General features: G+C 70.7%; 17 protein-coding genes. 7 read left to right on the plus strand and 10 right to left on the minus strand.

The features are described 5' to 3' along the window. The first annotated feature begins 22 nt into the window (after positions 1 to 22). From QHF84_RS38595 to QHF84_RS38605, 3 genes are read left to right on the plus strand one after another with little or no spacing between them, the layout of a single operon-like run. The gene (locus QHF84_RS38595; RefSeq protein ID WP_281318557.1) at positions 23 to 2,824 is read left to right on the plus strand and encodes a PEP/pyruvate-binding domain-containing protein; all 2,802 of its coding nucleotides are present in this window, start codon (positions 23 to 25) and stop codon (positions 2,822 to 2,824) included. Next, positions 2,821 to 3,459, plus strand: coding sequence for a hypothetical protein (locus QHF84_RS38600; RefSeq protein ID WP_281318558.1), 639 nt, complete (start codon positions 2,821 to 2,823; stop codon positions 3,457 to 3,459). Before QHF84_RS38595 ends, QHF84_RS38600 begins: the two co-directional genes overlap by 4 nt. Positions 3,460 to 3,516: 57 nt before the next feature. Next, positions 3,517 to 4,194: a hypothetical protein gene (locus QHF84_RS38605; RefSeq protein ID WP_281318559.1), complete on the plus strand. Its 678-nt coding sequence runs from the start codon at positions 3,517 to 3,519 to the stop codon at positions 4,192 to 4,194. A gap of 73 nt (positions 4,195 to 4,267) precedes the next feature. On the opposite strand, the gene QHF84_RS38610 is transcribed toward QHF84_RS38605, so the two are convergent. From QHF84_RS38610 to QHF84_RS38625, 4 genes are all read right to left on the minus strand, one after another. Next, positions 4,268 to 5,173 carry a 3-hydroxyacyl-CoA dehydrogenase family protein gene (locus QHF84_RS38610; RefSeq protein WP_281318560.1) on the minus strand — a complete coding sequence of 302 codons (906 nt, stop codon included), beginning with the start codon at positions 5,171 to 5,173 and terminating at the stop codon, positions 4,268 to 4,270. Beyond that, positions 5,170 to 5,634 carry a hypothetical protein gene (locus tag QHF84_RS38615; RefSeq protein WP_281318561.1) on the minus strand — a complete coding sequence of 155 codons (465 nt, stop codon included), beginning with the start codon at positions 5,632 to 5,634 and terminating at the stop codon, positions 5,170 to 5,172. Before QHF84_RS38615 ends, QHF84_RS38610 begins: the two co-directional genes overlap by 4 nt. Positions 5,635 to 5,717: 83 nt before the next feature. Next, positions 5,718 to 10,244, minus strand: coding sequence for a VIT domain-containing protein (locus QHF84_RS38620; RefSeq protein WP_281318562.1), 4,527 nt, complete (start codon positions 10,242 to 10,244; stop codon positions 5,718 to 5,720). Positions 10,245 to 10,248: 4 nt separating this feature from the next. Then, positions 10,249 to 10,833, minus strand: coding sequence for a sigma-70 family RNA polymerase sigma factor (locus QHF84_RS38625; protein WP_281318563.1), 585 nt, complete (start codon positions 10,831 to 10,833; stop codon positions 10,249 to 10,251). Positions 10,834 to 11,088: 255 nt separating this feature from the next. Here QHF84_RS38625 and QHF84_RS38630 point away from each other — a divergent pair, with 255 nt between their 5' ends. Both QHF84_RS38630 and QHF84_RS38635 read left to right on the plus strand, forming a co-directional pair. After that, positions 11,089 to 12,417 (plus strand): PDZ domain-containing protein, encoded by a 1,329-nt coding sequence (locus tag QHF84_RS38630; RefSeq protein WP_281318564.1) that lies wholly within the window; start codon positions 11,089 to 11,091, stop codon positions 12,415 to 12,417. A gap of 163 nt (positions 12,418 to 12,580) precedes the next feature. Then, positions 12,581 to 13,354 carry a Stp1/IreP family PP2C-type Ser/Thr phosphatase gene (locus tag QHF84_RS38635; protein ID WP_281318565.1) on the plus strand — a complete coding sequence of 258 codons (774 nt, stop codon included), beginning with the start codon at positions 12,581 to 12,583 and terminating at the stop codon, positions 13,352 to 13,354. Positions 13,355 to 13,435: 81 nt separating this feature from the next. Here QHF84_RS38635 and QHF84_RS38640 read toward each other — a convergent pair whose 3' ends face one another. The 6 genes from QHF84_RS38640 to grxC form a co-directional block, all read right to left on the minus strand. After that, positions 13,436 to 14,983 (minus strand): serine/threonine-protein kinase, encoded by a 1,548-nt coding sequence (locus QHF84_RS38640; protein ID WP_281318566.1) that lies wholly within the window; start codon positions 14,981 to 14,983, stop codon positions 13,436 to 13,438. 22 nt (positions 14,984 to 15,005) lie between these two features. Continuing rightward, on the minus strand, positions 15,006 to 16,049 hold the full coding sequence (locus tag QHF84_RS38645) for a hypothetical protein (protein ID WP_281318567.1): 1,044 nt from the start codon (positions 16,047 to 16,049) through the stop codon (positions 15,006 to 15,008). A 118-nt stretch (positions 16,050 to 16,167) separates the two neighbouring features. Beyond that, complete coding sequence (gene acs / locus QHF84_RS38650; RefSeq protein WP_281318568.1) at positions 16,168 to 18,135, minus strand: acetate--CoA ligase; 1,968 nt, start codon at positions 18,133 to 18,135, stop codon at positions 16,168 to 16,170. Positions 18,136 to 18,251: 116 nt separating this feature from the next. Then, positions 18,252 to 19,616, minus strand: coding sequence for a hypothetical protein (locus QHF84_RS38655; RefSeq protein WP_281318569.1), 1,365 nt, complete (start codon positions 19,614 to 19,616; stop codon positions 18,252 to 18,254). Next, positions 19,613 to 21,091, minus strand: a complete 1,479-nt coding sequence (locus tag QHF84_RS38660; protein ID WP_281318570.1) for a serine/threonine-protein kinase — start codon at positions 21,089 to 21,091, stop codon at positions 19,613 to 19,615. Before QHF84_RS38660 ends, QHF84_RS38655 begins: the two co-directional genes overlap by 4 nt. Before the next feature lie 180 nt (positions 21,092 to 21,271). Beyond that, entirely contained in the window at positions 21,272 to 21,562 is a 291-nt protein-coding gene (gene grxC, locus QHF84_RS38665; protein ID WP_281318571.1) for a glutaredoxin 3, read from the minus strand. Between the two features lie 82 nt (positions 21,563 to 21,644). Here grxC and QHF84_RS38670 point away from each other — a divergent pair, with 82 nt between their 5' ends. Then, positions 21,645 to 24,278, plus strand: coding sequence for an AAA family ATPase (locus tag QHF84_RS38670; protein ID WP_281318572.1), 2,634 nt, complete (start codon positions 21,645 to 21,647; stop codon positions 24,276 to 24,278). Positions 24,279 to 24,414: 136 nt separating this feature from the next. After that, positions 24,415 to 24,960, plus strand: coding sequence for a hypothetical protein (locus QHF84_RS38675; protein WP_281318573.1), 546 nt, complete (start codon positions 24,415 to 24,417; stop codon positions 24,958 to 24,960). The last annotated feature ends 2 nt before the right edge of the window (positions 24,961 to 24,962 follow it).

Here is a 24,962-nt window from a genome sequence, read left to right on the forward strand (position 1 = left end):
CAAAGCATGGTAAGGCGTCGGCGTGGTCGACCCTTCGGCGCGAGCAGCGAGAACGCCCGGCGGCACGGACACGCCGAGCGGCTACGAGAACACCCTCCGTCCGCTCGCGCTCGCCTTCGGCCGCAGGCGCGGCGATGCCCGGCGCTTCGGCGGCAAGGCCACGAGCCTCGGCCGCCTCGTGCGTGAAGGATTGCCCGTCCCGCGCGGCTGGGTGCTTCCCGCCGATCACTTCGACGCGCTCGCCGAGACCACACTGCCGCGCGGCCACGACCTTCCCACGCTGATCAAGCTCGCCGGCAGCCGCACGGGGATCGATCGCGCCGCGCGCGCCCGCGATCGTATCCAGGAGACGCCGCTCGCCGCGCCGCTGCAGGCCGCGATCGAGGCGCTCTGGGCGGACGTCGGCGAGAGCGCGCCGTGGGGGCTCGCCGTGCGTTCGAGCGCGACGTGCGAGGACGGCGAGGAGACGAGTTTTGCCGGGCTCGCGACCACGGTGCTCGGCGTGCGCGGACCGGAGGGGCTCGCCGCCGCGATCAAGCAGGTGTGGGCGAGCGCGTTTCTCCCGCGCGCGATCGACTACCTCGCGCACCACGGCGTGCGTGACGTGGCGATGGCCGTGCTCGTGCAGGTGATGGCGCGCGCCGAGGCCGCGGGCGTCTTGTTCACCGCGCCGCCGCCGGGGCTCGCGGGCGAGCACTGGGGCGAAAACGAGCGGCTCGTCAACGTCACGCTCGGGCTCGGCGCGCCCGTCGTGGAGGGCGCGATGCCGACGGACTCGGTGCGCTTCTCGAAGACGGGCGGCGTGGTCGCGACCGTCGTCGCCGAGAAGCGGCGCGCGCTCGTCGTGGGCCCGCGTGGCATGGAGGAGGTCGCGATCCCCGAGGATCGCGCGAGGATGCCCGCGCTCTCGCACGAGGCGATCGGTCAGCTCGGCGAGCTCGCGGGCCGGCTCGAACAAGGCGGCACCGGGCCCTTCGACGTGGAGTTCGCCGTCGAGCGGACGCCCGAGGGCAAGGATCAGGTGCTCCTCCTGCAGGTGCGTCCGATCGGCGCCGGAGGTTTTCCCGAGGGCGGCGATGCGCAGACGGTCTGGTCGCGCGCGAACGTCGGCGAGGCCTTGCCCGGCGCGGCCACGCCGCTCACGTGGTCGATCGCGCGGAGCTTCAGCGAGAAGGGGTTCCGCGAAGCGTTCGCCGCGCTCGGCTGCCGCGTCCCACGCGGCGCGCACCTCGTCACCAACGTGCACGGCCGCTTCTACCTGAACCTCACTGCGTTCATGCAGATCGCCGCGCAGGTCCCGCTCCTCTCGCCGCGCGCGCTCCTGCAAGCGTCCGGCGGCGCGGGCGAGGCTGCGATCGCCCTTCTCGAACGACAAACCGAGGACGTCTCGAAGCGTGGCTTCCTCGCGCGCCTTCCGCTCGTGGCCCCGCGCGTGCTCGCGAGCCAGGCGCGGCTCGAGCGCGACGTCGCGAGTTACGAGATCGAAGCCGAACGCGCGCGCCGCTCCCTCGCCGAGATGGACCTCGGCCTCCTGCCCGACGACGCGCTCGCCACCACGCTGCGCACCGCGAGCGCGCTGCTCGATCGCACGGGCACCTTGATGCTCTCGTGCGCCTCGGCCTCGCTCGCGAGCCACCTCGCGCTCGCGCGCCTGCTCGATCGTGTCGCCGCGCGCCGCTCCTCCGCGCGTGACGACGAGGACGACGCGCTCGCGATGGACCCGCTCATGCCCCGGTCCCTCTCGACCGGCGCGTCCCTCGCGCATGCCCTCGCCGGCGGCGTTCGCGAGCTCGAAAGCGCGGGCCCCGGCGTCGCGCTCGCCCGCATCGCCGTGCGCGCGCGCGAAGAACCCGAGGCCCGCGAGCTCCTCCTCGCCGGAAACGTTCGCACCCTGAACGATCTCCCCGACGGCCCCACGCGCCGCGAGCTCGAGTCCTTCCTCGACACCTTCGGCGATCGCGCCGTCCGCGAGGCCGAGCTCTCCACGCCGCGCTGGCGCGAAGATCCCGCTGCGGTCCTCGCCATGCTCGTCGCCGCCCTCCGCGCGCCCGACAGCGACCCCGATCGCGCCCTCGCGCGTGCACGCGCCCTCGCCGATCGCGAGATGGCCCAGCTCGAAACGCGCATCGGCCCGGCCACGCTCTACGCCGTCCGCGCCCTCGTCACGCGCACGCAGCGCTTCACCCGCCTGCGCGAGCGCATGCGCATGTGGGTCACGCGTGTGCTCGGCATGCTCCGCATCATTGCCCTGGACGTCGATCGACGCCTTCGCCGCATCGACCCCACCTTGCCCACGGGCGCCGTCTTCTTCTGCACCTACGACGAGCTCATCCTCGCGCTCCGCAGCGGCCGCGCCGAGATCGGCCACGTCGCGCGCCTCCGCCGCGCCGAGCACCTGCGCGACGCCCAGCGCCCCGACCCTCCGCCCACCTTCATCGGCCGCCCGCCGCCCGTCCAGCTCCCGCCCGCGTTTGGCCGCCGGCTCGTCGGCCTGCCGGCTTCGAGTGGCGTCGTCGAGGGCCGCGCCCGTGTCCTCTCGCCCGGCACGAGTGGCCTCGACGCCGTCAGCGCCGGCGAAATCCTCGTCACGCGTACGACGGACGTCGGCCTCTCGCCGCTCTTCCTCGTCGCTGCTGCGGTCGTCACCGAGCTCGGCGGCCCGCTCTCGCATGCGGCGATCGTCGCGCGTGAGTACGGCGTCCCGGCCGTCGTCAACGTCCCGGGCGCCACCGTCGCGATTCGCACCGGCGATCGTGTCCGCGTCGATGGCGACCGCGGGACGATTGAAATCTTCGGCGACGATGTCAGGTCCAAGGACACGTGAAGCACCGCCGCCTCTTCCTCGCGCTCGGCCTCGGCGCCGCCCTCGGCGCTGCCGCTGCGCTTTCGCTCGCCGAGCCCTCTCGCGCGAAGGCGCCTGCCGCGCCCGAGCCTCCCGAGGGCGGTTTTCCCCCGGATCCGCCGGGCAACGCGTCGAAGAAGCAGTGGGTCTTCGACATCCAGGTCCAGGGCGGCAAGGCCTCGCTCCCGCGTGTCGCCTCGGTCCTCGTGGACACGCCGGCGCCCACGGTGCGCATGATGGGCAGGTTCGCGGTCGAGTTCTGGGTCGGCAAGGAGCTGCTCGATCGGATCCGCTTCGACGTGCCGATGCTCGATCGCGACCCGAAGGATCGGCGCCGCGGCCCTTTGCGTGGACCGGACTTCACGAACGTCTCGACGCGCCTCAAGGTGCGCATGGCCGATCACCCCCGCGCTGCGTTCGTCGCGCTCGTCGACCGCGCCACGGGCGACGTGCAGCGCTTCACCTGGCCGCCCGACACCGAAGGCCGGCTCTCTCCGCTCGGCGCGGCCGCGGCGCCTGCGCAGGCCAAAGAGACGGCGTCGGACGCGGGTCCACCGGGCGATGCCGGGGGGCTTGGGGATGCGGGCCCGAGCGACGCGTCGGTGGACGGCCGGTAGGGTTTCTTTTCGGCGGAAGTTCCATGCCGTCCGGGGCTGAGGTAGGCTGCTCGGGCCATGGCAAGCCGTCTGCTCGTTGCCTCCCTCGTGATCTCTTCGCTCGCGATCGCCGGAACGGCGCTCGGCCAGGGCGCGGCCCCTGCAAAGCCCGACGCGGCCAAGCCCGCCGCGGGTGCTGCGGCGCCCACGACCCCTGCGGCGCCTGCGGGACCGATGAAGGATCCCGAGAACAAGAAGGGCATCAGCCCCTACATGGAGGCGATCAAGAAGGGCGAGGACGCGTTCGTCGCGCGTGATTTCCCGAGCGCGGTGACGGCGTTCCAGGACGCGATCAAGCTCGACTCCACGAAGATGCTCGGCTTCTACCGGCTCGGCGAGGCGCAGCTCGCCGCGGGCAAACCCGAGGAGGCCGAGGCCGTGTGGAACGTCGCGCTGAACAAGGACGGCCCTGCGGATCTCAAGTCCAAGGTGCTCTTCGTGCTGGCCGATCTGCGCGAGCGTCAACGCAAGCTCGACGTGGGCAAGGAGGCGTGGGCGAAGTACGCGCAGTTCCTCAAGGACCAGGCCGACGCGAAGGGATATCCGGGCACGCCCGAGGAGCGGCAGAAGGTCATCGACCGCCGCGTGAAGGACGAGAAGGACTACGCCGCCGTGAAGGAGCGCATCCAGAAGCGCCAGGCCGAGCGTGAAAAAGAGGCGGAAGAGAACGCCAAGAAGGACAAGCTCAACAAGTAACGATCCGTTTGAGCTCAAAACGAAAGGCCCGCCGGCGTGAAGCCTGCGGGCCTTCGTGTTTTGTCGGCGTCGATCAGCGCTTGTGCGCGATGGGCACCGGACCCGACTCGGTCCAGCGGTAAAACCCTTCGCCGCTTTTCTTGCCGAGCCGGCCTGCGCGCACCATCTGCCGCAGGATGGCGGGCGGCCGGAACTGCTCGCCGATCTCGCGGTGCAGGTGCTCGAGGATCATGAGCCGCACGTCGAGGCCCACGAGATCCGTCAGCTTGAGCGGGCCCATCGGGTGCCGGTAGCCGAGCTCCATCGCCCGATCGATGTCCTCGGCCGAGGCCACGCCGCTCTCCAGCATGCGCATCGCCTCCGCGCCGATCACCACGCCGAGCCGGCTCGTCGCGAAGCCCGGCATGTCGTTCACGACGATCGGCGTCTTGCCGATGCGCTTGGCGATCGCGAGGCTCGTCGCGACCACGCCCTCGTCCGTGCCGAGCCCCCGCACCACCTCGAGCAGCTCCATCACGGGCGGCGGGTTGAAGAAGTGCAGGCCGATCGTGCGCGCCGCCGCGGCCGTGCGCGTGCCGATCTCCGTGATCGACAGGCTCGACGTGTTCGTCCCGAGGATCGCGCGCTCCGGCGCGAGCGCCTTCACCTCGCGGAGCAGCCCCACCTTGAGCTCCATCTGCTCGGGCGCGGACTCGATCACGAGGTCCACGTCCTTGCAGGCCTGCGCGAGATCCGGCGTGGGCACGAGCGCGCCGATGAGCTCGCTGCGCGCCTCGTTCAGCATCTTGCCCTTCTGCACGAGCCGATCCGTCGCCTGCTTGATCGACTCGATCGCGCGCCCGATCCGCGCCGCATCCACGTCGTAGAGGTGCGTCACGTACCCGGCCTGCGCCGTCACCTGCGCGATGCCCTGGCCCATCGTGCCCGCGCCGAGGACCACGACGCGACGCACGGAAGGCGCCTGGATGACCTCGCTCATTGCGGCACCGGCTGTGCGGGCTGCGGCTGCGGCGCGCCGCCTTGCTGCTGCCGCGCGCGGAGCGCCTCGATCTGCTGCTGGATCTGCTTCGCCTGATCCGGCGTGAGCTGCCGCAGCCCGCCCGAGCCGAGCGGCGCCGGGGTCGGACGCGCCTGCGGCGCCGCCGGCAGCGCGCGCACGGGCTGCGCTTGGGGCAGCGCTTGCGGCTGCGGCGCGGCTTGCGGCGCAACCTGCGCGGGCGCGCTTTCGGACTTCGGCTGGGCCTCGTCGCCGCTGCCGGAGAGCAGCCACGCGGTGCCCGCGAAGAAGAAGAGCAAGAGCCCCACGATCGGGATCCACGTGGGCGTGCGCGGCTCGTCGGCCGGCAGCTCCTGCACCGGATCGTTGTCGAAGTGGTCGTGATCGTGGGAGGCGTGGTGGCCCGCGGCGTGATCTCCGTGGGCGTCGTGCGCTGCGCTCATGGTGGGGAGGGAATGCCCCACTTCCGGCCCGAAGTCCATGGGAAGCCCCCCGGTCGATGCGCGCTCCGGGGGGCCTGGCCGTTTCACGGACCCCAGGGATTGAAGGGCACGTCCGTGACCGGGACCAGCCGGGAGGTGAAGAACACCCGCATCGTCCCGACCTCCGCGCGCGGACCCGTGAGCACGAAGGGCACCTTCCGCGTCTCGCCCGCGAGCTTGAGGGTCAGCTCGCCGCGCACCGGGATGTTCTGATCCGCGCCCGACGCGCGGGCGATCTCGACCACGTAGCTGCCCGAAGGCGTGTTCACGAGGCCAAGCGCCTCGGTCCGCGTGCTCGTCACGTCCCGCGCGCTGAGGAGCGCCTTGCCAGGCGAGCCGAGCCACGAGGTGCGGCGGCCCTGCGCGTCGATGAGCCCGATGTCGAGGTCCACGCCGCCCGTCCACTCGGCCGAGACCTGAATGTCGCCGGTGAGCAAGGACGAGGGCGGGGGCCCAGGCAGCGCGAGGAGTTTGTCGATCGAGGCGCGCACCGTCTCGCTCGCGTCGAGCTTGAGCAGGCTCGCGAGCTCCGTCATGCCGAGCGTGTTCGCGCAGCGCACCGCGTCCGCGACGAGCTTCGCCTCGCCGGGCGCCATGTCCGCGAGCGCGATGCGGTGCTCGCAGGCGAGGGCCTGGTTGCCCGAAGCCTCGTGCATCTTCGCGAGCCGCGTCTGCGTGGCGCGATCGCCCGGACGAACGTCCGCGAGGCCGCCGAGGATCCGGATCGCGCGCTCCCGATCGCCCTGCCGCGCCGCGAGATCCGCGCGCGCCGTGAGCGCATCCGGATCGAGCGCGTCGCGCCCGCTCCACTTCGCCGTGAGCTCCTGCGCCTCGCCGAGCCGACCCGCCGTCGCGTAGAGCGCGAAGAGGTCCACGGTCTTGTCGCGGCTGTCGGGCGTGCTCGCGAGCGCGCTCTCGGCGGCGAGCAGCTTCGAGGCGTTCTGCGACGCGAGCGTGTTCAGCGCCTCGAACGATCCTTTGCGCTCAAAGATTCGACGCATCGGAACCAGCCGTTGCGACGGGCGTTGGTCTCGCCAGCCGGGCCTGCCGATGCCGCTGTCTCCCCGGCCGCCCCCGCCCCAGCCTTCGCCGCTGATGGCCCTCGGCGCGGGCTTTGGCGTCGGCGCCGCCGTCGCGGTCGCCGCGGGCGCGGCAGGCGGCGGAGGCGCCGCTGCGGAGTCATCGAACGCATCGAACGGGGCCGCGGCAGCGGCGGGTGCGCTCGCCCCGCCCTTCTTCGACGGCTCAGGGCCCCGCGTGTCGAGCTCCGCGCTGGCCTCGGCCTCTTCCTTCGCCTCGTCGGCGGCCTTCTCTTCGCCTTCGGCGTCCGCGTTCGAGCTCTGCGCGAGCACCTCGCCCGTGAACGTCGGCGCGACGCGCGTTCGTTCGAGGCCAAACGCGTTCATCATCGCCTCGCTCTCCAGCACGAGCAGCGAGGTGAAGCGGCTCGCGACCGCGAAGCGCTTCGACAGCTCGATCGCCGCGAGCTTGCTCGCCGCGCCGCCCGTGTTCTCGAGCTCCGCGATCTTCGCGGCGGCGTAGAGCCGCGGCACGAACGCGTTGCCCGCGCTCGACGTCGCGAGGATCTTGAGCGGGTACGTCTGCTCGAACCGCTCGCTCGCGACGCGGCCGCGCAGCCGGACCGCCCCTTCGATCGCGTCGCCGCTCGACATGCGCGCCACGACGAACGTCTCGCCGCCGGCGCGGATCGGATCGAGCCGCGCGGGCGTCACCTGCGTGAGCCCTGCCGGAAGCTCGATCTCCGGATCCCGCAGCGTCACGCCGTACGCCGCGGAGAGCACGTCGAGGGCCGCGGACGAGACCTTCTGCCCGGGCACGTACGGGACCACCACGCCGCCGCCGCCGCGCGCGAGCGCCGCGAGCGACGTCAAATCCGCGTCGGCGCCCATCGCCACGGCCACGACCGATCCATCGCTGCCCGGCAGCGAGCTGCGCACCGCCGCCTCGATGTGCGACGGCCGCGTCGGGCCCACGGTCGGCGTGCCGTCGCCGAGGTACACGATCCGAAGCTCCTTGCCGCCGAGCGAACCTGCCGCGCTCCGCGCCGCGCTCACGGCTGCGGCCATGTCGCTGCCGCCGTCCGGCTCGACGCTCCCGAGGAAGCGCTCCACCTCGCCTGCCGACGCGGAGCCCGGCGCGATCGGCGTGGGCAAACCGCTGCGTCCGTCCTGCGTCATCGGTCGGCACACCGTGTCGCATGCGAGCAGCACGAACGAGTCGCGCCGATCCATCTCGCGCACGATCGTCGAAGCGAGCCGCGTCGCCCGCGCGAAACGCTCGCCCACCATCGACCGGCTCGTGTCCACGACGATCGCGTGCACGCGCTCCTTCGCCTCCTGCCATCGCGGCAGCTTCGGCCGGAGCGCGATCGCCACGTACGGCGACGAATCGAACGCGATGGCGCGCGCGGCCGCGGCCGCGTCCTTCTCCTCCGTCGTCTTTGCCTTCGTCGCGGCCGGCCCGTCCTTCGGCTCCTCCGGCAGCGGCGCGCTCGTCGAATCCATGCGGTACGCCCACGCCGTCGCCTCGCGATCCCGATCCGGGAGCGCGTACTCGACCGTCAGATCACCGGCCGGGACGAAGCCCGTCGCGCTCATCGTGCGCCGCTCGGCCGATGCGTCGCCGCCCGAGGGCGCGAGCTCGTAGCCGCGCGTCTGCACGCCGAACTCCTTGTCGTGACCGAGCACCTGCAGGTCGAGGTCGAACGCGTCGATCTTCGTCGTCCCGCTCGGATCGTGCGCGAGCGGGTAGGTGAAGCGCCGGACGCCCGCCGACTGGTCCACCGTCTGCGTGTACGTCAGCACCACGCGCCGCGAACCGCGCTTCGGGATCGGGAAAATTTTGAGCTCAAACCGACCACCACGCTGCCACTCGAGCAGCGCCGGATCGCGCCACGGCCCCGGCACCCAGATGATCTCCTCGCGCGGCTTCGGCGTCTTCGGCGCCGCGTTCTGGATGACGCCGCGCCAGATCGCCGCGCCTTTGTCGCGGTCGACGAACGCGCCCTCCATCATCTTGCCGTCCACCTCGAGCGCGAGTTTTTCGATCTGCGCGCCCGGCGGCAGCGGGAACCGGAAGATGCCTTCGAGCTCCTCGTCCGTGTCGTTCGTGAACGTCTCGTCGACCTCGGTCCGCGCCACGACGTCCACAATGCGCACCTTCACCGCGTGCTTCGCGAGCCGCACCGCGTGGTCCTTCTCCGTGGTCTGTCCGGGCTTGCGCGCCCGCAGCTCGCCGAGCCCGCGCAGCACCGGCGCGTCGAGCTCCTCCGGCGATCGATCGCTCCATTCGAGCGAGTCCGCGACGCTCGACGTGCTCGCCACGAGCGGCTCGCGACCCTTCTCGATCGTCGCCTCCTCGCCCGCGCGCACGGCGACCGGCTTGCCCGACGCCGCCGAATGCACGAGCACTGCGCCCCGCGCAACCTCGACGCTCGCGCGGCCCTTGCTGGCCGTCATGACGAGCTTCGTGCCGACCACCTCGACCTCGCCGCCATCGACGCTGATCTTCGCCGACGGCCCGTGCTTCAGGCTCGCCACGTCCGCGACGATCGTTCCCTCCACGAGCTTCGCCTGACGCACCTTGCCGCCCTCGAGCGAGACCGACGAGCCTCGATCGAGCGCGAGCTGCGAGCCATCCGCGAGCGACACGTACGCCCGCGTGCGCGCGTCCGTGCGCAGCGTCGTGCCGTTCGTCCACGCCCATCCCGGCTTCACCGGCTTGCACGCACCGTTCGCATCACACGCTTCGAGCCCGCCTTCCTTGTCGGCGGACGCGCGCGAGATCGAGTCGATCTTCCCCGACCACGCGGCTTCGAACCGGAGCTCCTCCGGTCCTTGCTTCGGGCTCTTCAGGTAGAACCCTGCGGCCGCCGCCGCGGCCATCGCGCCGAGGAGCCCCGCGACGAACTTCGGGCGGCGAAAGAGCGAGACGACCTTGCCCCCCTCGCTCCCTTTCGTCGTCCGCGGCGGCGCCGTGCGCGCGGCTCCCGTCGCCCCGCTCTTCGCCTCGGGCTCGCGCGAGCGCGGCGCTTCACGCCCCGTGATCGCCTGCGCGGGCTGCGCCGCCTTGACCTCGTCGTTCACCGTCTCCGAAGGCTGCGTCGACCCGAGCCCGCCCTCCGAAACTTTGGACACCAACGTGTTCGTCCGCGTCCGCGGCGGCTCGGTCGCGACCTCGGTCTTCGCCGTCGCGATGTCCGTCGCCACCGGCTCGGAAACTCGATCCTCGGCGATCACGCTCTTCGTCGTGCGCGGCGCCGACACCGCGGCCTCGACGCTCTTCGGCGCCACGCCGGCCGGTGGCTTCAGGTTCTCCACGTCGAGCCGCGCGAGCACCTTGTCCATGAAGCCCGCGTCCGCGCGAAAGTCGCCGCCCGCGTGCCCCACGAACTCCGCTGCGCGCTCCGCGTCGTACTTGAGGTCGCGGCACGCGTCGCAGTCGGCGATGTGCTCGAAGAGCTCCTTCGGCGCCGAACCATCCAGCACCTCGGCGATTCGCTCCTCGACCTCGCGGCAGAGCCCACCCACGTTCGTCTCGCTCGTGCTCATCGCTTCACTCCTCGCCGATCTCCGCCCGCATCTTCCCGAGCGCGCGGCTCACGCGTTTCCGCGCCGCCGCCTCGTCGATCCCGCACGCCTGGGCCACCTCTCGGAAGCTGAGCCCCGCGTCGTACCGAAGCACCAAGGCCTCCCGCTCACTCGGCTTGAGCTTCGAGAGCGCCTCACGCGCGCGACACGCTCTCTCCTTCTCCAGCGCGAGCTCGCCGGCGTCCGCGCGCCCCGACGACGTGTCGTGCACCAGCCGGAGCCGCGCCTTCTGCCGCGCCTGCGTCTCGGAAAACCGACCGCAGATGCGACGCGCGATCCCGAACAGGAACGCCCGCACGCTTCCTTCCGCCCGGTATGTCGGGAACGCGTCGTACGCGGCCAGCAAGGTCTCTTGCACGAGCTCCTCGCTGTCCGCCTGCGAGCCCGTGAAGGCCATGCAAAGCCGACCGATCGGCACTGCATAAACCCGGGCGCACCGCGCGAGCGCCTCGCGATGGTTGCCCTCCGCGATGAGCTCCTCGATGTCGCGCGCCTCCTCGGCGTGCGATCGGCCTTCCTTCATCTCTGCACGTGCCAGACCCGGGGCCATGGTTGCCTCTTCGCCTGCCATGTTGCTCGGAGCTCCTCTTTTGTGACCGCGACCGAAGCGATCTCCCCAAATCCCCGTCCAACGACCTCGCGTGGACCCGAGGCGCCCAGCCCCTCGCCGTGGTAGGATCGATCGAGATCGCCGGCTCCTGCCGGCAGCCCAGCCGCCCACGGCGCGACCTTTGCAGCGCCCCCGTCCACGCTACATCATCGCGCGAGCGCCGATCTCGCCGACGAGCTTCGAGGAGCGCCTCCCATGACGAATTTCCCCGCCTCGCCCGAAAAGTCCCCCGCGTTCGGTCACACCTCCGGCGTGAAGAATCGTCAACGCTGGTCGATGGCGGGTTGCCTCGCCGTCCTCGCGCTCATGGCCCCCACCGCGGTCTTCGCGCAAGCCGCGCCGGTGGTCGCCCCGGCCGATGTCGACGCGCCTCCGCCGGTCGCGCGGCCTCAGCCGAACGCGCCGCCGCGCCGCATCGCTCCGCCGCCGCAATTGCCCGCGCCGCAAGCCGCTCCGCCCGCGGCCATCCCGCCCGCGGCCACGCCCGCCGCGGATCCGAACGCGCCCGCCGATCCCAACGCCAAGAAGGAGCCCTCCGTCGAGGAGAAGGCGCTCCGCGGCGTCGTGGCGATCGAGCGCGCCGGCCAGCCCATCTCGCTCGGCGTCGCGCTCGCCGGTGACGGCCGCATCCTCGCCGCGCTCTCGCCGCTCGGCTCGGGCAACGATCTCGAAGCGCGCTTCGCCGATGGCTCCGTCGCTCGCGTCAAGCTCGGCCACCACGATCGCACCTGGGACCTCGCGCTCCTCGTCCCGCAGTCGGGCCGCTGGACCGAAGGGCTCGTCGCCTCCACGCGCGACCCGCTCCGCACCGACGCGACCATCCGCGGCTTCACGATGGGCCAGAAGGGCAAACCCACGGTCGCGCAGACGGTGATCCGCGGCCGGAAAAACCTCCTCGGCGCCGACGACGCCACGCTCGCGAACGCCTTCGAGCTCGGCTCGCGTGTCTCGCCGCTCGACCTCGGCGCGCCGATCATCGACGAGGACGGGCGCGTTGTCGCCCTCCTCGGCCGCGGCTGCTCCCCGAACGAAGGTCGCCCCTGCACCCCTGTCGCGTTCGGCATCCCGATGAGCGCGATCCGCTCCTTCTTGCGCACGGTCCCGCCGACCGCGGTCGCGCCCGCGGCGTGGCTCGGCATCCAGGGTTCGTCCGAGGTCGGCATGTTCGCCAAGGGCGTCCGTGTGCAGAGCATCGCCCCGGACAGCCCCGCGGCCGAGGCCAAGCTCAAGGGCGGCGATGCCTCCGTCAGCGACATGATCGTCGCCGTCGACGGCGTGCCCGTCACGAGCCCCGAGCAGCTCGCGGAGGTCATCCGGACGCACGCGGTCGGCGAGAAAGTCCCGCTCACGGTGTTCGGCCAGGGCAAGTATCGTCAGGTGACGGTCGTGCTCCGTCAGGCGCCCGATCCGCGCGCCGCACCCAAGGCGCCGCCGGCGCACCCGGCCGAGCTGCCGACGCTCGGCGATGCAGCGCCCCCCACGCAAGCCCGCCCGAGAGCGGACGTGCTCGAGCGCAGGAGGTAAGATCGATCCCATCTGATCCCCGTGGAAACGAGCCTGCGACGACCTGCTCGCGGGATCTTCGTTGACACCCCGCCGAACGATCCCGACCATGACGACGCGGCTCTCGGCTCCCCATCGGGAACGAGAAAAGGCGAGCCGCTCCGTCCCCCACATTCGGTGAACCGTGGCTCAACAGCTCCGCATCGAGGTCGCCGGCGAGACGAACGTCGGCCGCAAGCGTAATCACAACGAAGACAACTTCGCGATCATGGCGGAGTACGGCCTCTTCATCGTGGCCGACGGCATGGGTGGTCATGCATCGGGCGAGGTCGCCTCGAAGATGGCCGTCGATGCGATGCAAGAATTCTTCGCGCAGACGCAGGAGGATCCCGAGCGCACGTGGCCCTACAAGATGGACCGCACGAAGGGCTACGAGGAGAACCGCCTCATCACGGGCATCAAGCTCGCGAACCTGCGCATCTACGAGACCGCGCAGCGCGAGTCGAAGAAGCGCGGCATGGGGACGACGTTCGTCGGCATCTTCACGGCGAACGACGGCGTGTACATCGCGCACGTCGGTGACAGCCGTGTCTACCGGCATCGCGACGGCAAGCTCGAGTGCCTCACCGAGGACCACTCGCTGCTCAACGACTACATCAAGATGAAGCGCCTCACGCCCGAGGAGATCGCGAACTTCCCGCACAAGAACGTCATCGTGCGCGCGCTCGGGATGAAGGAGACCGTGAAGGTCGACACGCGCTTCGAGGTGCCCGCCGTCAACGACACCTACCTGCTCTGCTCCGACGGCCTCTCCGGTCCGGTGAGCGACCCCGAGATCGCCGACATCCTCTCGCGCCACAGCGACATCAAGACCGCGACGGCGAAGCTCATCGAGCGCGCCAACGAGAACGGCGGACCGGACAACGTCACGTGCGTCCTCGTCCGCTGGACGCTCTGAGCGAAGGCGAAGTCCGATCGACGTTTCACGCGCCGCGCCCACGGCGCGTGAAGCTTTTTGTGCGCGCGATGCGCGCGGGGATCACTTGCCCGTCGAGAGCATGATCGCCGCGACGATGCCGAAGCCGATCAGCGCGAACAGAACACCGCCGAGCAGGAAGGGCCACATGCGGCGCGGCTCGGGCTGCGGGGTGCTGGTCGCGATGGGCTGCATGCCCGTCTGCTGCTGCCACGCGGGCTGCTGCGCCGGCACGCTCATCGATTGCTGCCCGTAGGACCGCGAGGCCTCCGGGTACGTCGCGTTCGGCATCGGCGTCTGCATCGGCGAGCCGTAGCCCGGCGGCATGTTCTGCGACGCGGGCACGGGGGGCTGCACCACGCCGTACGTGCCCGAGCTCGACAGGCCCGGGTAACTGTTGGAGGTCGAACCATATCCCGAGGGGCTCGGCCGCGCCGCGCTCGACCCCGACGGCTGCGGCAGCGGCGGCCACTGCGGGCCTCCGCCGTTCTGGTTCGGCATGAGCCGCGCGATCGGCATCGCGAGCGTCGCGGCCGCGTCGTCGGTCGTGTTCTCCGCCTCGATCGGCGGAGGCTCGGGGCGACGGATGTGCGGCTCCTGGCGCGTCACGTCGTACGGGAACGTCCCGCGTGGACCGCCGCCCATCGACGGCGGCGTGTGCGAGGGCGTGCGCGACATCGACACGGCCGTCTGCGGCGCGGGCTGCGTGTGCGCCGTTCCGAGCGCGTTCGGCTGCACGTACGGCGCGCCCGAGGAACGCGGGGAGAGCTCGCGCCACGCGGCGAGCGCCTCCGTTGCCGTCTGGAACCGCTGGTCCGGATCACGCGCGAGCCCTCGCGCGACGAACGATTCGAGCCTTGGATCGATGGGGCCATCCATCGCGTCGCCGATCCTTCGCGGCGGCGCCTTCGCCTTCATCTCCACCATCACGAGCACGTTCTTCGCGAGGTAGGGGAGCTGCCCCGTGAGCGACTGGTAGATCATCGTCGTGCACGCGTAGATGTCCGCGCGCTCGTCGACCATCTTCGCCTTGCCGATCTGCTCGGGCGGCATGAACGAGAACGTCCCGAGGCTCTGGCCCATCTCGGTGAGCGTCTCGCCCTCCATCTCCTTCGGCAGCTTCGAGATGCCGAAGTCGAGGATCTTTACCCGCGTGGAGCCGTCGGGGCGGCGCTCCAAAAAGACGTTCGAGGGCTTGAGGTCGCGGTGGATGATCTTCACGCGGTGCGCGTCCGCGAGGCCCATCCAGACCTGCTCGATGATGACGTAGAGCTCGTCGAAGTGGATCGGCCCGGTGCGCTTCAGCCGATCGATGAGGCTCTCGCCTTCGAGCAGCTCGAAGACGAGCACGATGCCGAAGTTCGCGTCCTCCTCGACGTCGAGGACCTGCGTCACGTAGTCGCTGTTGATCGAGCCCGCCGCGCGCGCCTCGCGCCGGAAGCGTTCGACGGCCGAGTGCTTCGCCTTCGCGTCGGCGTGCAGCACCTTGATCGCCACCGGGCGTCCGGTGCGCGTGTTCTCCGCGGCGAACACCTCGCCCATCCCGCCGCGCCCGAGCGGGCGGATCACGCGGTAGCGATTCGCGATGAGGGTGCCGGCTTCGATCTCCAAACGCGCGCCTCGTCCCTTCGGACTAGAACGTCCCGACGGCCATCATGCCGCCGCCCTGCGGTGTGGCCCATGGAGCGAAGGCGAACGACTCCTTCGGCGGCTCGGTCGGCTTCTTCTCGGGCCGCATGACGAAGAGGACCGTCGCCGCCACCGCGCCCGCCGCGGCCAGACCGAAGCACACGTCCGCGACCGCGTTCAGCGTGACGACCTTCGAGCGCATGTCCTCGAGGACCGCGCGCTCCGATGCGGTGTTCGCTTTGCCGTTCGACGCGTCGTAGTCGGCCTTCGCGCCCGTCGCGAGCACGCCGCCGACCACCGCGCCCGCGAGGCCCGCGGCGATCGCCGCCCCGCCCACGACGAACACCGTGATCGGCACGGGCCGCGAGGGCTCTTCCGCGGGTTTGTCCTCGCCGCCGCCCTGCAGGTCCTTCTCGGTAAAACCCTCGGCCGTCACGGGTTTGCCCTTGTCGAACTCGAACTCGCGGTCGTACTTGCCGCCGTTCGTGATGTCGACCTTCCAGACCTGATCGGGCGCGCCGTCGACGCTGGCCTTGAACTCGTGCGAGCCGGGGTGGATGCCGATGCGCGTGCCGGTGAGGCCGATCGTGTAGCGGTTCGTGATCGGAAAGCCGCGCGCCGGCGTGCGCACGTCCGTGATGGTCACGCCCGGACGATCCGACTTCAGCGTCACCCACGCGACCGCGGACCTTAGCGCCTTGAGGTCCGTCTCCATCTGCTGCTTGTCCGCGGGGTCGAGCTGATCGCCCTTCGCTTCGAGGAATTTTTCGAGCAGGGAGATCGCCTCGCCGTCGCGCTCGAGCTCCATCGCGCAGAGGCCCATGCCCTTGACCGCGTTCATCGAGCCCGAGAGCTCGAAGGCCTTCTTGAACTCGCGATACGCCTCCTCGCACTTGTGGCCGGAGGGATCGTTGTAGAAGGCCGCGCCCGCCTCCATGTGCTTCTTCGCTTCGACGAGCTTCGGATCCTCGGGCGCCGCGGGCTCGGCCGGGGGCTTCTTGCCGGCGCCTTTGCCCTGCGCGAGCGCGGGGCATGCAGCGGCTAGCATGGCGAGAGCCGTGATCGCGGAGAACGAACGCGTCAGCGCGGACCGCATGCCCCAAAGGGTACCGCGGGTCGCGCTGGATCGGAAAGAGAACCGCGGACGCGGCTTCCGGGGGGGAGTCTTACTCCTCGTTCGAGCGGAGCTTGGCGAGCACGCTGAGGTCTTCGAGGGTCGAGGTGTCGCCGGTGGTCTCGCGCCCCGTGGCCACGTCCTTCAAGAGGCGCCGCATGATCTTGCCGCTCCTCGTCTTCGGCAGCGCGTCGGCGAAGCGGACCTGATCGGGCCGGGCGAACTTGCCAATCTCCTGGCCGACGTGGTTCGCGAGCGTGGCCGCGAGCTCGGGACCCGCAGCGAATCCAGGCCGGAGCGAGACGAAGACCACGAGCGCCTGGCCCTTGAGGTCGTCCGGCCGACCGACCGCGGCCGCCTCGGCCACGGCCGGGTGCGAGACGAGCGTGCTCTCGATCTCCGCGGTGCCGATGCGATGTCCCGCGACGTTCAGGACATCGTCGATGCGGCCGACGACCCAGTAATAACCGTCCTCGTCGCGGCGCGCGCCGTCGCCCGTGAAGTAACAGCCCTCGACGTCGCTGAAGTACTGCTTGCGGAAGCGCTCGTCGTCGCCCCACACGGTGCGCAGGATCGAGGGCCACGGCTGTCGGAGGACGAGCATGCCGCCCTCGTTCGCGCCGACGCTCTTGCCGTCCTTGGTCACGACGTCCGGCACCACGCCGAACATCGGCAGGCCCGTCGATCCGGGCTTCGCCGACGCCGCGCCGGGCAAGGTCGTCATGAGGATCGAGCCCGTCTCCGTTTGCCACCACGTGTCGACGATGGGGCAACGCTCGCCGCCGATGTTCTTGTGGTACCAGATCCACGCCTCGGGGTTGATCGGCTCGCCGACGGAGCCGAGCAGGCGCAGGCTCGAGAGATCACTCTTCTTCGGCCAGTCGTCGCCCTGGCGCATGAAGGCGCGGATCGCGGTCGGCGCGGTGTAGAGGATGGTCACGCCGTGCCGCTCGATGAGGCGCCAGAAGCGGCCCCAGTCGGGGAAGTTCGGCGCGCCTTCGTAGAGCAGGCACGTCGCGCCGTTCGAGAGCGGGCCGTAGACGATGTAGCTGTGCCCGGTCACCCAACCGACGTCGGCCGTGCACCAGTAGACGTCGTCGTCACGCAGATCGAAGACGTACTTCGTCGTGACGTGCGCGCCGACGAGATACCCCGCGGTCGTGTGCAGCACGCCCTTCGGTTTGCCCGTGGAGCCCGAGGTGTAGAGGATGAACAGCGGGTGCTCGGCCTCGACGATCGTGGCCTCGCGCTTCGCGTGGCCGTTCGGATCGACGATGTCGTGCCACCACACGTCGCGGCCCTCGTGCATGCTCACGGGACACTTCTCGCCGCCGAGGTGGCGCAGCACGACCGTCTTCTGCACGCTCGCCGACTGCGGCTGCGCGAGCGCCTTGTCGACGGTCGACTTCAGCTCGAGCACGTGGCCGCGTCGGTAGCCGCCGTCCTGCGTGATGACGACCTTCGCCTGGCTGTCGTGCACGCGGTCGCGGATCGCGTCCGCCGCGAAGCCGCCGAAGATCACGGTATGCACCGCGCCGAGCCGCGCGCACGCGAGCATCGCCACGACGACCTCGGGCACCATGCCCATGTAGATCGCCACGCGGTCGCCCTTCTCCACGCCGAGCTTCGCGAGCGCGTCGGCGAAGAGCACCGTCTCGCGGTAGAGCTGCGCGTACGTCAGCGTGCGCGTCTCGCCGTGCTCGCCTTCCCAGATGATCGCCGCCTTGTTTCGCGTCGGCGTCGACATGTGCCGATCGAGGCAGCTCTCCGAGACGTTGAGCGTCGCGCCCTCGAACCACTTCGCGTGCGGGAGGTTCCACTCGACCGTCTGCGTCCACGGCGTGCGGAAGACGAGGTCCTTCGACTCGCGGCGCCAGAACGTGTCCGGATCGTCGAGGCTCTCGCGGTAGAGCGCGTCGTAGGCTTCACGCGAGCCGATGCGCGCGCGCGCGGCAAACTCGGCCGGCGGATCGAACCTACGCGTCTCCTTGAGCAGGCTGGTGATGGCTTCGTTCGACATGGGCCCTCCCGAGGCGGACGCGGAGGATACCGCCGCGCACGCACGAGCCAAAACAAGGATCGCGTCCTGCCTTTGCCCGGGTCCGATCGCTCGCGCCGCAGCCGCGACGCACAGCGTCACCAGGCGCCGAAGCCGACCCGCGCCCCGATGCCCAGCGTCACGCGAGGATCGGCGAGCTCGACGTCGGCCGTGTCGGTCCCGCCGAGCAGGAGCGTCTGCTGCGCCGCGAGACCGACCAGGACGCCGCTCCAGTCGAGCTCGAAGCCCGTGTCGAGGTTGATGAACGCGACGCCGCCGGGGCTCTCGCCGCTGCCGAGCCAGTTGTACGCGAGTCCGCCGCCGATCGTGGCGACGAACCGCGCCTTCCTCCCGGGGCTCATGAGCCGCACGCCGCCGCCGAAGCGCGCCGAGCTCAGGCGGACCGTGCTGTCGCCGCTCTTCGTGGCGATGGGGTTGTTCGCGTAGTCGAACAAAAACTCGAGCCCGATCGGCGTGGAGATCCGATAGCCGAGGCGCGCGCCGACCATGCCGCCCGCGCCTTCTTCGCCGAGCATCAGGAAGACGCCGCCCGTCGCGTTCGCGTACGCGCCGCGGAGAGGCGGCTCCGGCGGCTTCGCGATCTTCGGCGGCGGCGGAGGCGGGGTCGGCAGCGAGCGCGGCACGGCGATGGGCACGCCGCCGACGTCGGGACGAACCTCCTGCGCTTTGCCCGCCACGACGAGCACCTGGAACGCGTACTCGGGGCCGCCGAGCTTGTACATCTGCACGAGGTGCGTCCCCGGCTCGACGAGCCCGGCCCACTGCCCGAGCGCGAGCGGCACCTGATCGATCGCGATGGCCATCTCGGGGTCGTCCGTCTTCACGACGACCCATCCCTTGTTCGGCACGAGCGCGAGCTTGACGACCTTGTCCTGGTCCTTGCTCGTGACCGTGACGATCTCCTCGGCGTCCTCGTAGCCTTCGGCGCGCGCGCCGATGCGGTGGCGACCCGGCCCGAGCGGCAGGGGTTTGTCCGCGGTGCCGGGGGGCTGCGGCTCGTCGTCGACGAGCAGCACCGCGTGCGAGGGCGAGAGCTCGACCTTCACGTAGCCGATGAGCGCGCGCATCTCGGCGATCGCGTTCTCGGCGGCGGTCTTGTCCTCGGGCTCCATCGTGTCCGCGTGCTTGCGGAGCGCGAGCTCGAGGGCGGCGATGGCCTGCGGGTACTGGAAGAGGCTCTTGTGGGCGAGCGCGATGTTGACGAGGGGGCTCGCGCGCGGGCGCTCGGCGTAGGCGGCCTCGAACTCGACGATGGCCGCGGCGAAGTTGCCGTCGCCGTAGAGCTTCACGCCGTTCGCCATGTGCTGCTTGTACGCTTCGGGCAGAGGCGTGCTCTCGGCCTTCGGGTCGCCGGCCGCGAGCGCGCCGTTCGCGATCGTGGCGAGCGCGAGCGTGAGGGCGAGGGCCGCGCGGGGCCTGAATCGACCGAGGAGCGAGCTCATTCCACCTTCAGCTTGAGCTGCGGGGCGACGCCCTGGACTTTGGCCGTTGCCATCGGCTTGACGCTCGTTTGCGGCGGCGTGGTCTCCGGCTTGGCGTTCGCCGTCTTCGTGGTCTTCCTCGTCGAGGTCGACGTCGTTCGAGGCGTCTCTTTCGGCTCGCCCTCGGGCGGCTTCGTCTCGGTCGCCTCCGGCGTGGGCGCTGCTGCGGGCGTGACCTCGCTCGTCGTCGCGGGCCCGGGCGCCGGCTCGACGCGCGCTTCGCTCGCTGTGTTCGTCGTGGGAACGGGCGACGCGGGCGCGGCTTGGGTCGGCGTGCTGCGGCTGTAGACGACCGCGCCGATCACGAGCGCCGCGGCGCCTGCGCCCAAGGCCAGCCAGAGCGCGCGTGAACGTTCCTTGCCGCCGCTCGCGCCGCTGTTCGTCGACCAGCCCACGCGTGACGGTCCGCCCGTGCCGACCTCCTCGGCGGGCCGCGTCGCGGCCTCGTTCGTCTGCGCAGGGCGTGGCGTGTTTTTCGCGAGATCCGGCGACGAACGCGAACCCGTATCTCCCACGCGGAGCGCGCGCGACGGCAAGAGGCCACCCGAGGCCGCGCCGAGCGCGTCGAGCATCTCGCGGGCATTCGGAAAACGTTTGTCCCGGTTTCGCTTGAGCGCCTTCACGAGGAAACGCGCCACGGCCTCGGGCACTTCGGGGTTCCACGTGCGCACGTCGGGCGCGGCCTTCGTGCAGATGTTCACGATGACCTGCTCGTACGACTGCCCCTCGTGCGGCGGCCTGCCCGTGAGGCACTCGTAGAGGATCGCGCCGACGGACCAGAGATCGGTGCGCTCGTCGACGTCGGGCAGCGCCTGCGATTGCTCGGGCGACATGTAGAACGGCGTGCCGAGCACCGTGCCTTGGCGCGTGATCGTCTTCTCGGGGACGCCGCCGGTGCGTCGCACCTTGGAGATGCCGAAGTCGAGGATCTTGACGAAGTCGGTCTGGTCGTCGCGTTCGGCGAGGAAGACGTTGTCGGGCTTGAGATCGCGATGAACGATGCCGGCCTCGTGGGCGCGGCAGAGGCCGCGGAGGAGCTGCGCGATCACGTCGAGCGCAGCTTCGAGGTCGAGCCGCCCGAGGCGCTTGATCCGGTGGCCGAGGTCTTCCCCGCGGAGCAGCTCCATCACGATGAAGGGCTGTCCGTCGTCGGTGACGCCCGAGTCGAAGATCGTGACGATGTGCGCGCTTTCGACCGCGCTCGCGGCGGCGGCCTCGCGCTGGAAACGCGCCACGGCGTCGGCGCTGCGCGCGAGCTCGGGGTCGACGAACTTCATCGCGACGCGCTTGCCGATGCTCGTGTTGAGCGCCTCGTACACCGCGCCCATGCCGCCTCGGGCGATGAGGCGTTGGACTTTGTACTTGCCCACGTCACGACCGACGAGCGAGCCGTCGCTCGTCGGGGCGTCGGGCAGCGGAGCGTCGGCAGCGGACATGCGGGTCATCGAGGCCGGGTCGACCTCGTCCCCCCATGGACGAGCGAACGAGAGAAACCTTCGGCCGATCGAACCGAGCTTATCACCGCTCCCCCGCGGCGTGCACGATCTCGGAGAAAACTGCGAGGGTACGGGGGCAGCGCTCGGCTCGTCCGAGCGGAGCCCCCATCGTCGACGACGTCATCGCGGCAGCGGCGGCAGGTCCGGCGGGGGGGCCTCGCCGAGCAGCGTGTCGAGCTCGCCCTTTTGATCGAGCGTCGAAACGTCCGTGAATCCGCCCACGGGGCGGTTGTTGATGAACACCTGCGGCACGGTGCGCTGGCCCGTGGCCTCGGAGAGCCAGCGCCGGAGGTCGGGCCGCGTGTCGACGTCGATCTCCTCGAAACGCACGTTCTTCCGTGAAAGCAAGGCTTTCGCGCGCTGGCAATAGGGGCACCAGGGGGTCGTGTAGATGGCGACGTCGGCCGGCATGGTGTGTTTCGATGTCGTGCAGCGCGAGTTCGGACGCAAGGCCTCTCCATGGAAGGACGCGCCTGCGCTACCCTCCCGTGCCATGGCCGACACCGAGGGCACAATCCACCTCGAACGCTTCACGAACGATGCCCGGCAAATCGTCGCGGGCGCGCAAGCGCTCGCCGACGACCGGAAGCACGCCGAGGTCTCGCCTTTGCACCTGCTCGTGCGTTTGCTCGAACGGGATCGCGGCGTCCTCGAGGTCTTCCGGCGCGCCGGCGCCGATCCGAACGAGACGATGAACCTCGCGGAGGCGGCCCTCAGGCGTCAGCCGAAATCGACGGGCGGCGTCTCGTACGTGGACGCCCGATTGCTCGATCTGCTCGGTCGGGCCGAGCGCGAGGCCACGCGGGACAAGTCTCCGAACGTCGGCATCGAGCACCTCCTGCACGCGCTCGCGCAGGAGATCCGCGGGCCGGCCGGGGAGATTCTTTCGTCGTTCAGCATCGGCCCCGGCGCGTTCCGTCCGCACCTCGGCGCGCTCGCGGAAGGGGAAGCGAAGGCGCCCGCGCAGCGGGATCAGGCCTCGGCGAGCGTCACGAGCGCGGCGGGGAGCGAAGGCGCGAACGGCTACACGCGCGACCTCGTGGCCGACGCGCGCAAGGGCCTGTTCGATCCGGTGATCGGTCGCGACGGCGAGGCGCGGCGGCTGCTACAGATCCTCGAGCGCCGCTTCAAGAATCATCCGCTCGTCGTGGGCGAGCCCGGCGTCGGCAAGTCGGCGCTGATCCGCGGGCTCGGCGATCGCATCGCGCGCGGCGACGTGCCGAGCAACCTCGCCGGCGCGCGCCTCTACGAGCTCGACACGGGCGCGCTCGTCGCGGGCGCGAAGCTCCGCGGCGAGATCGAGCAGCGCCTCAAGGCCCTCGTCGACAAGCTTCGCAGCGTGCAGGACGCCGAGACCATCCTCGTCGTCGAGGACATCGACGCGCTCTTCGGCCAGGGCGTGCAGGGCTCGGGCGTGGGTGATCTCCTGAAGCCGCTGCTCGCGCGGAGCGAGATCCGCATCCTCGCGACGACCACGCCCGAGGGCATTCGCAAGCTGAACGAGCGAGATGCTTCGATCCTGCGGCGCTTCGCCGTGGTGAACATGGATCCGCCGTCGATCGAGCAGGCCACCGAGATCCTGCGCGGCGTCGCCACGAAGTACGAGGCGCACCACCGCGTGCGCATCGGCGAGAGCGCGATCCTCTCGGCCGTGAGCCTCGCCAAGCGGTACCTCTCCGATCGCGCGCTGCCGGACACCGCGGTGGATCTCCTCGACGAGACGAGCGCTCGCAAGCGTGTCGAGGTCGACGGCGTGCCCGCGGAGGTCGACGCGCTGAGCCGCCGCGTGGACGCGCTCAAGGCGCAGATCGCGGCGCTCGCGGATGACGAAGATCGGCTGAGCGTGCAGGCGCGGCAGCGGCTGGAGAAGGAGCTCGGCGAGGTCGAGCCGCGCGCGAAGGAGCTGCGCACGGCCATCGCGGCGCGGCGCGGCGTCGTCGCGGCGGTGCAGTCGATCCGCAAGGAGCTCGTGGCCGCGAACGAGGCGCTCGCGACTGCGCAGCGCGAGAAGAACTACGCGCGCATCGGCGAGCTCGAACACGTGACCTTGCCCGAGATCCGTCGCCGCCTGGAGACGGCCGAGCAGGCCGCGAAGCGCGAGGGCGCCGAGGCGGGCTCGAACATGGTCACGGAGAACGACGTCGCCGGCACGCTCGCCGAGTGGACGGGCATCCCGGTCGCGAAGATGCTCGAAGGCGAGTCGGAGAAGCTGCTCAAGATGGAAGAGCGCCTCGCGCGCCGCGTGGTCGGCCAGGACGAGGCCGTGCGCGCGATCGCCCGCGCCGTGCGCCGCGGCCGCGTGGGCCTGCGTGATCCGGGCAAGCCCATCGGCTCGTTCCTCTTCCTCGGCCCGAGCGGCGTCGGCAAGACCGAGCTCGCCAAGGCCCTCGCCGAGTTCTTGTTCGACGACGAGCAGGCGCTCACGCGGCTCGACATGAGCGAGTTCATGGAGCGGCACATGGCGCAGCGCCTCATCGGCGCGCCGCCCGGCTACGCCGACAGCGAGCAAGGCGGCTTCTTGACCGAGGCCGCGCGGCGCAGGCCCTACAGCGTCCTTCTCTTCGACGAGGTCGAGAAGGCGCACGCGGACGTCTTCAACCTGCTCCTCCAGATCCTCGACGACGGCCGCCTGACCGACGGTCGTGGCAGGACCGCGGATTTTTCCAACACCGTCGTGATCATGACCTCGAACATCGGTTCGAAGCGGATCCTGGAGACGGACGCAAAACTCTTCGGCACGGAAGACGGGCGCGACGCGATCCGCGACGTGCTCTTCGAGGAGCTCAAGGCCTTCTTCCGGCCGGAATTCTTGAACAGGATCGACGACATCGTCGTGTTCAAGGCCCTCACCAAGCAGGACCTGCGCGGCGTCGTCGACATCCAGCTCCGGCGCCTCGAGCGGCTGCTCGCGGATCGCGAGATCAAGGTGCAGCTCGACGACGCGGCGAAGGACCTGCTTGTCGACATCGGTTACGAGCCTTCGCTCGGCGCGCGCCCGCTCAAGCGCGCCATCCTGAAAGAGCTGCAAAACCCGCTCGCCGAGGCGATCCTCGCGGGCGGCTACGGGCCCGGACAGATCGTGCACGTCCGCGCCGCCGACGGTTCGTTCACGTTCACGAAGGCCTGAGCGCGGCGCGTCGGCTGACGCGTCGCGTCGCCGGTTCCCCTCCTTGCTCGTCCCAAAAACGGGTGGATCCGGACTCCGCGCAAACATTGACGCCGCCGTGACGACCGGAGATCCTGCGAGCGGAGGAGGCTCCGGCATGCCTGGCAGGAACGTATCGCGGCGGTTGTTCGTGGGAGTGGTGGGGGGCGGTGTGCTCGCCGCACCGGTGATCGCCTCCGCGCGCCCGGAGACCAAGCCCGCTGCAAAGGACGCGGCGCACAGCGAGAAACCGCTCGACGCGCCCACGCGCGAGAACGTCGCCAAGCTGCTGCATCCGCTCGCCGCGGGATCACGCCTCGCGCGATGGACGATCGTCCAGATCGATCCCGTCGTGAACGGGTGTGTGAGCATCAAGGTTCGGACGGACGACGGGCATTCGTTTGACCTCGAATTGCTCGCGCGTGACCACTCCGCGCTCGCGCAGCGGCCGCCCGTGGAGACGGAGCGGCACGCGATCTTCGTGGTGAACGGCGGCAACGGCTGGGCGCCCACGCAGGAGGAGCAGGGGCTCGCGGCCATGACGCTCGCGCAGATCGTCGCGAAGAACGAGCGCGAGGTGCGCCTGTCGGGGCTGCTGACGCACGCCGAGCGCATCCAGAAGCACGGCGACGCGCTCCTCGTTCCGGCGGAGGGGCCGGGCTGACG

The organism is Polyangium sp. y55x31, from assembly GCF_029946505.1.
In the GTDB taxonomy this organism is placed as follows: domain Bacteria; phylum Myxococcota_A; class Polyangia; order Polyangiales; family Polyangiaceae; genus Polyangium.

Excerpts from the sequence above, each read along its gene's own strand:
- QHF84_RS38605 (WP_281318559.1), top strand. The coding sequence starts at position 3,517 with ATGGCAAGCCGTCTGCTCGTTGCCTCCCTCGTGATCTCTTCGCTCGCG.
- QHF84_RS38610 (WP_281318560.1), bottom strand. The coding sequence starts at position 5,173 with ATGAGCGAGGTCATCCAGGCGCCTTCCGTGCGTCGCGTCGTGGTCCTC.
- QHF84_RS38615 (WP_281318561.1), bottom strand. The coding sequence starts at position 5,634 with ATGAGCGCAGCGCACGACGCCCACGGAGATCACGCCGCGGGCCACCAC.
- QHF84_RS38620 (WP_281318562.1), bottom strand. The coding sequence starts at position 10,244 with ATGAGCACGAGCGAGACGAACGTGGGTGGGCTCTGCCGCGAGGTCGAG.
- QHF84_RS38625 (WP_281318563.1), bottom strand. The coding sequence starts at position 10,833 with ATGGCCCCGGGTCTGGCACGTGCAGAGATGAAGGAAGGCCGATCGCAC.
- QHF84_RS38630 (WP_281318564.1), top strand. The coding sequence starts at position 11,089 with ATGACGAATTTCCCCGCCTCGCCCGAAAAGTCCCCCGCGTTCGGTCAC.
- QHF84_RS38645 (WP_281318567.1), bottom strand. The coding sequence starts at position 16,049 with ATGCTAGCCGCTGCATGCCCCGCGCTCGCGCAGGGCAAAGGCGCCGGC.
- acs (WP_281318568.1), bottom strand. The coding sequence starts at position 18,135 with ATGTCGAACGAAGCCATCACCAGCCTGCTCAAGGAGACGCGTAGGTTC.
- QHF84_RS38655 (WP_281318569.1), bottom strand. The coding sequence starts at position 19,616 with ATGAGCTCGCTCCTCGGTCGATTCAGGCCCCGCGCGGCCCTCGCCCTC.
- QHF84_RS38660 (WP_281318570.1), bottom strand. The coding sequence starts at position 21,091 with ATGTCCGCTGCCGACGCTCCGCTGCCCGACGCCCCGACGAGCGACGGC.
- grxC (WP_281318571.1), bottom strand. The coding sequence starts at position 21,562 with ATGCCGGCCGACGTCGCCATCTACACGACCCCCTGGTGCCCCTATTGC.
- QHF84_RS38670 (WP_281318572.1), top strand. The coding sequence starts at position 21,645 with ATGGCCGACACCGAGGGCACAATCCACCTCGAACGCTTCACGAACGAT.
- QHF84_RS38675 (WP_281318573.1), top strand. The coding sequence starts at position 24,415 with ATGCCTGGCAGGAACGTATCGCGGCGGTTGTTCGTGGGAGTGGTGGGG.